This is a genomic window from Micromonospora sp. SD12 (assembly GCF_052068495.1).
Taxonomy (GTDB): domain Bacteria; phylum Actinomycetota; class Actinomycetes; order Mycobacteriales; family Micromonosporaceae; genus Micromonospora; species Micromonospora echinofusca.
In genome coordinates, this window is record NZ_JBQHDF010000007.1 from 315,540 (window position 1) to 321,885 (window position 6,346).

Consider the following 6,346-nt stretch of genomic DNA (forward strand, 5'->3'; position numbering starts at 1 on the left):
GTGACCACCTCCCGATCGACCTCCCCCCGCGCCGGCGGGGCCGGCGGGCGCGGCCGCGCCGCCGCGCGCGAGCCCCGGCCGGCCTACGAGTGCGACGCCTGCGGCCACCAGCCGCCGAAGTGGGTCGGGCGCTGCCCGGAGTGCGGCGAGTGGGGCTCGGTGGTCGAGTGCACGGTCACCGGCCCCACGGTCTCCGGAAAGGTGGTCAGCTCCCGGATGCCGGCCGAGCCGGCCCGGCCGATCGCCACCATCAGCGCCGCGCCGGCCCGGGCCCGCCCCACCGGCGTCAGCGAGCTCGACCGGGTCCTCGGTGGCGGCCTGGTCCCCGGCGCGGTGGTGCTGCTCGCCGGCGAGCCGGGCGTCGGCAAGTCCACCCTGCTGCTCGACGTGGCCCAGCAGTGGGCCGCCGGCGCGGGCAGCCCCTCCCTGGTGGTCAGCGGCGAGGAGTCGGTCAGCCAGGTCCGGCTGCGCGCCGAACGGATGGGCGCCCTGCACGACCAGCTCTACCTCGCCGCCGAGAGCGACCTCGCCGCCGTGCTCGGCCACCTCGACGCGGTCAAGCCGGGCCTGCTGGTGCTCGACTCGGTGCAGACCATCTCCACCAGCAACGCCGAGGGGGTCTCGGGCGGGGTGACCCAGGTGCGGGCGGTCACCGCCGCCCTGGTGTCCGTGGCCAAGGAACGCGGCATCGCCACGGTGCTGGTCGGCCATGTCACCAAGGACGGCCAGGTGGCCGGCCCCCGGGTGCTGGAGCACCTGGTCGACGTGGTGCTGCACTTCGAGGGCGACAAGCACTCCTCGCTGCGCATGGTGCGCGGGGTGAAGAACCGGTTCGGCGCCGCCGACGAGGTGGGTTGCTTCGAAATGCACGAGGGCGGCATCAGCAGCCTGGCCGACCCGTCCGGGCTCTTCCTGACCCGCTACTCGGAGCCGGTGCCCGGCACCTGCGTCACGGTGGCCATGGAGGGCCGCCGGGCGCTCGTCACCGAGGTGCAGGCGCTGATCGGCGCGACCGTGGCCGGCTCGCCCCGGCGGACGGTCTCGGGGCTCGACTCGGCCCGCCTGGCGATGGTGCTGGCGGTGCTCCAGCGCCGCACGGAGCGGCTGACCCTGCACGACCGGGAGGTCTTCGCGGCCACCGTCGGCGGCATCCGGGTGGTGGAGCCGGCGGCCGACCTCGCCGTCGCCCTCGCCGTCGCCTCGGGCGGGCTCAACCTGGCCATCGCGCCGCACCTGGTGGCGATCGGCGAGGTAGGCCTGACCGGCGAGGTACGCCGCGTCGGGGCGGTGCCGCGCCGGCTGGCCGAGGCGGCCCGGCTCGGGTTCCGGCTCGCCCTGGTGCCGACCGGCTGCGGCCCCGACAGCACCGGCGTCACCCCCGAGCACATGCGGGTGATCGAGGTGACCGACGTGCGCGCGGCACTCCAGGCCGTCGCCCGGGTGTCCGCCGAGTGACCGCCGTGGCGCTCGACGGAACGTATGCCGCGATACCGGGCAGCCCGGACGCCGCCCCACCGTCCGGGCGAGGTGGGGCATCGTGACACATCACAGTAACCACGACAGCACCCACCGCAGGGCAGTCCGTAGACTGTGCCCGTGCCGATCGACCGCGACACCGCCAAGCCTGCTGGCGCGACACCCCACGCCCGCACCGGCGCCGTGTCCCCCGCCCGCGCGATCAGCGTGACCGTGACCGGCGGCGCCGGGGGCGCTGGGGGCGCTGGCGACCCGCTGCGGGCGAACCTGGCCCTGATGGCCCCGGGCACCGCGCTGCGCGACGGCCTCGAGCGCATCCTGCGCGGCCGGACGGGCGCGCTGATCGTCCTCGGCTACGACAAGGTGGTCGAGGGCCTCTGCACCGGCGGGTTCCCGCTCGACGTCGAGTTCTCCGCCACCCGGGTCCGGGAGCTGTGCAAGATGGACGGCGCGGTCGTGCTCTCCAGCGACGGCACGCGCATCGTACGGGCCGCCGTGCACCTGATGCCCGACCCGACCATCCCCACCGAGGAGTCCGGCACCCGGCACCGCACGGCCGAGCGGGTCGCCCGGCAGACGGGCTATCCCGTGATCTCGGTCAGCCAGTCGATGCGGATCATCAGCCTCTACGTCAACGGCCAGCGGCACGTGCTGGACGACTCGGCGGCGATCCTGTCCCGCGCCAACCAGGCGCTCGCCACGCTGGAGCGCTACAAGCTCCGGCTGGACGAGGTCTCCGGCACCCTCTCGGCCCTGGAGATCGAGGACCTGGTCACCGTACGGGACGCGGTCGCCGTCGTGCAGCGGCTGGAGATGGTCCGCCGGATCGCCGACGAGATCGCCGGCTACGTGGTCGAACTGGGCACCGACGGCCGACTGCTCGCCCTCCAACTCGACGAGCTGATGGCCGGCGTCGACGCCGACCGCACCCTGGTGATCCGGGACTACCTGCCGGCCGGCCGGAAGTCCCGCACCCTCGACGAGGCGCTGGTGGAGCTCGACCTGCTGGGCGCCACCGAGCTGATCGACCTGGTCGCGGTCGCCAAGGCGATCGGCTACCCGGCCGCGTCCGACGCCCTCGACGCGGCGGTCAGCCCGCGCGGCTTCCGGCTGCTGGCCAAGGTGCCCCGGCTGCCGGTGACCGTGGTCGACCGCCTCGTCGTGCACTTCGGCAGTCTCCAGCGCCTGCTGGGGGCCACGGTCGAGGATCTCCAGGCCGTCGAGGGGGTCGGCGACGCCCGCGCCCGGGGCGTCCGCGAGGGGCTGTCCCGGCTCGCCGAGGCGTCGATCCTCGAACGCTACGTCTGACCCCGGCCGGGCCTGGGCACCTCGACCCGCCCCGACGGCGACCGGTGCACGTACCGGAGCGGCCCTTGTCCCGGCGGGCCGCAGGCCGTGGTGCACGCCGTCCCGGGGCCCGGCCCCGGCTGCGTCGAGCAGTGGGCGGCGCTGGGCGGACCAGCCGGCCGAGGCGGGCCGTTCCTGATCGCCCGGCACCCGCTGGCGGCCGGGCCGAGGGCACTACGGGGCGTGCGGGCGGTCAGTTGGTGACGGTGAGCTTGACCGGCTCGCTGAGCTTGGTGCCGACCCGGGCGAAGACCTGGTAGGTGCCGGCCGGCGGGTTGGGGCCCGCCGCCACCCCGTTGGCGCACTTGGTGGTGTCGCGGCCGTTCCAGCCCACCTGGTAGGAGCGTTCGAAGCCCGGGGTGAAGGACTGCACGTCGGCGCCCTGGGCGGTGCCGCACGTGTCGGACGACCAGATCTTCTCCGCCCCCGACTTGATGAACAACTCCTGCACGGAGGCGCCGACGTCGCGGCTGCACGTCCGCTCCGACCGGTTCTTGATCTTGAGTTGCAGGTCCACGACGGCCCCGCGCACCACCGAGGCGGGCTGGGCCACCGGGGTCACCGTGATCTCGGCATCCGTGCAGGTGCCGTCGTCGACGGCCGGCACCACGGGCGCCACCGGCGGCGAATCGGTGGTGACCGAACCACCCGGCGGGTCACCGGCGGAACCACCCGACGGCTCACCGGCGTCGGGGCCACCCGGCGCGCCCGGCGAGGGCGCCCCGGTCTGCGGGGTGAGCACCGAGCCGGTGGGTTCCGGCGAGGCACCGGACGACGTCGCACCCGCGGAGGGCTGCGCGTCGCCGCCCTTGTTCGCGTTCCGGCTCGAACCGGTGCACGAATAGAGCAGGACAATCAGGAAGAGAAGCCCCGCTCCGAGTACGACGGCGCGACGCCGCCAGTAAACGGCGGGGGGCAGGGGGCCGACCGTCAGACGCATGATGCCCCCACCGTAGCGGCGCGGGGCACGCCAGCACCGCGCGACGCGCCGAGTCCGCCACGGCTCACCGCGCCAACCCTCCACTTGCGACGGTTCCGCGTGCCGACCGTGTCCCGTCGGCGACGCTCGGTCGACGTGCCGGCGCCACTCAGAGGTACACCTTGCGCTGGTAGATGGCGTGGGCACCGGCGACCCGGTCCAGGAAGAGCAGGCCGGCGCAGTGGTCGATCTCGTGCTGGAGGGCCCGCGCCTCGAACCCGTCCGTCACCAGCCGTACCGGCCGGCCGGTGCCCGGCAGCACGCCCTCCACCACCAGCCGGCTCGCCCGCTTGACGTCCCCCGTCAGGTCGGGCACCGACATGCAGCCCTCCCGGGCGACCTTCCACCGGCTCGCCTCGACGACCCGCGCGTTGCAGAGCGCGAAGGTGCCGTGCACGGTGAGCGCCTTCGGATGGCCGACCACGTCCACCGCGAAGACCCGCGCGGCCACACCGATCTGCGGGGCGGCCAGCCCGACGCAGCCCGGCGACACCCGCATGGTGGCGATCAGGTCGGCGGCCAGCCGTACGGTCTCCTCGGCGGTCGGGTCCACCTCACCGCCGACGTAGGTGAGCACCGGCTCCGGGGCGGACACCACGGGCCGCACCTCCCCCGGCACGCCCAGCGAATCCGGGGTCCAGTCGCCGAGGCCCGCGTACGCCTCGCTGTCCGGGCCGCGCTCGCCGCCGGTCACAGCACGTCCGGATCTGCCGGGCGCAGGGTCACCCCGACGCCCAGTTCCGCAGCCGCCGCGGTCAACCGTCCGGCCAGCTCGTCCGCCGTTCCGGGCGGCAGCTCCACCTCGGCCACCACGACGTAGAGCGCACCGGCCAGCCGGGTGCTCAGGTCGGTGACGTTGCCGCTGGCCTCGGCGAGCACCCGGGTCATCGCCGCCACGATGCCCATCCGGTCCGCGCCGTGCACCGCCATCACGTACGGCTCGCCGGCGGGAGCCGTCTCACCGTCGGGGGTGACCGCGCGTACGGTCGCCAGCAGCTGACCGTCGGCGGAGAGCGGCGCCAGCGCGGCCTCGACGTCGGCGGCGGCCGGGCCCACACAGATCAGGGTCATCGCGAAGTGCCCCCGCAGCCGGGTCATCGTGCTGTCGGTGAGGTTCGCGCCGAGCCGGGCCAGCACCTCGGCGACGTCGGCCACGATGCCCGGCCGGTCCCGGCCGATGACGGTGATCGCGAGCTCGTTCATCCGGGCATTCTGCCCGATCCGTCCGCCGCCGCCGCAGCACCCCGCCCGCACCGCCCAGCCAGCGGGACGCTATGCGGCCGACGGTGGGCGGCGGGGTACGCCCGGCTTCGATCGGGACGCGGCGGGCGGCCGGGTCGCCGCAGGCCAGGGCGAGGCGGGCGGCGCGTCGTCGCCCGCGCCGCTCCGGTCGTGGGCCGCGTGACATCATCGGCGGCGCGATGACTGAGCCCACTTTCGCCACCATGGTCAGCCGGTGGTACGAGCAGAACGCCCGCGACCTGCCCTGGCGCGGGCCCGACGTGAGCCCGTGGGCCATCCTGGTCAGCGAGGTCATGCTCCAGCAGACGCCGGTCGTGCGTGTGCTCCCCGCCTGGGAGGCCTGGCTGGCGCGCTGGCCGGAGCCGGCCGCCCTGGCGGCGGACAGCCCCGCCGAGGCGATCCGGATGTGGGGACGGCTCGGCTACCCCCGCCGGGCGGTACGGCTGCGGGACTGCGCCGTGGCGATCGTCGAGCGCCACGGGGGCCACGTCCCGGACCGGCTCGACCAGCTGCTGGCCCTGCCGGGCGTCGGCACGTACACGGCCCGGGCGGTCGCCGCGTTCGCGTACGGTCAGCGGCACCCGGTGGTCGACACCAACGTACGACGGGTCGTCTGCCGGGCGATCGCCGGCGAACCGGACGCCGGCCCGGTCACCCGCCCGGCCGACCTGGTCGCCACCGAGGAACTGCTCCCCACCGAACCGGCCGCTGCCGCCCTGGCCAGCGCGGCTTTCATGGAGCTGGGCGCGGTGGTCTGCGTCGCCCGGTCGCCCCGCTGCGGGGCCTGCCCCGTCGAGTCGGTCTGCGCCTGGCGCGCGTCCGGCCGCGAGGCGCCCGCGGGTCCGACCCGCCGCCCCCAGCGGTACGCCGGCACCGACCGGCAGGTACGCGGGCTGCTGCTCGGCGTACTGCGCGAGGCCACCGGGCCGGTGCCGCACCAGCGGCTCGACCAGGTGTGGGCCGACGACGTCCAGCGGTCCCGGGCCCTCGCCGGGCTGGTACGGGACGGCCTCGTCGAGCCGGTCGGCGAATCCTCGTTCCGCCTCGTCGGCGACGGCCCGCCGGTCCCGGTGAACTGACGCGCCTCGACGCGCCCGGGCTCGACGCCGCGCTCGGGCCGGTCCGGTGCGCCGAGGCCCCTCGGCTCCTTCCGGGCTCGGCGCAACGTCCCGGCTCGGCGGCGTGGCGCCTCCGGCTAGCTCGACGCCCGACAACGGTATGACGCAAGGGCCGGCCCCCGGGTGGGGGTCGGCCCTTGTCGTCGTTGCGTGGTGCGGGGCTGCTGGTCAGGCGGTGTAGCCG

The 6,346-nt window shown here is 75.5% G+C and carries 6 protein-coding genes; 3 read left to right on the forward strand and 3 right to left on the reverse strand.

Features of this window, described 5'->3' with window-relative positions:
- Entirely contained in the window at positions 1–1,455 is a 1,455-nt protein-coding gene (radA, locus tag ACTMS2_RS17180; protein ID WP_357713158.1) for a DNA repair protein RadA, read from the forward strand.
- A gap of 141 nt (positions 1,456–1,596) precedes the next feature.
- Positions 1,597–2,784: a DNA integrity scanning diadenylate cyclase DisA gene (gene disA, locus ACTMS2_RS17185; RefSeq protein ID WP_363896145.1), complete on the forward strand. Its 1,188-nt coding sequence runs from the start codon at positions 1,597–1,599 to the stop codon at positions 2,782–2,784.
- A 232-nt stretch (positions 2,785–3,016) separates the two neighbouring features.
- On the opposite strand, the gene ACTMS2_RS17190 is transcribed toward disA, so the two are convergent.
- From ACTMS2_RS17190 to ACTMS2_RS17200, 3 genes are all read right to left on the reverse strand, one after another.
- Positions 3,017–3,763, reverse strand: coding sequence for a hypothetical protein (locus ACTMS2_RS17190; RefSeq protein ID WP_089003115.1), 747 nt, complete (start codon positions 3,761–3,763; stop codon positions 3,017–3,019).
- Positions 3,764–3,911: 148 nt separating this feature from the next.
- Entirely contained in the window at positions 3,912–4,496 is a 585-nt protein-coding gene (locus tag ACTMS2_RS17195) for a peptide deformylase (protein ID WP_363896139.1), read from the reverse strand.
- On the reverse strand, positions 4,493–5,005 hold the full coding sequence (locus ACTMS2_RS17200) for a glycine cleavage system protein R (RefSeq protein ID WP_441176255.1): 513 nt from the start codon (positions 5,003–5,005) through the stop codon (positions 4,493–4,495). Before ACTMS2_RS17200 ends, ACTMS2_RS17195 begins: the two co-directional genes overlap by 4 nt.
- A gap of 218 nt (positions 5,006–5,223) precedes the next feature.
- Here ACTMS2_RS17200 and ACTMS2_RS17205 point away from each other — a divergent pair, with 218 nt between their 5' ends.
- A complete protein-coding gene (locus tag ACTMS2_RS17205) occupies positions 5,224–6,123 on the forward strand; it encodes an A/G-specific adenine glycosylase (RefSeq protein WP_441176256.1) in 900 nt (299 codons plus the stop codon).
- Positions 6,124–6,346: the final 223 nt, after the last annotated feature.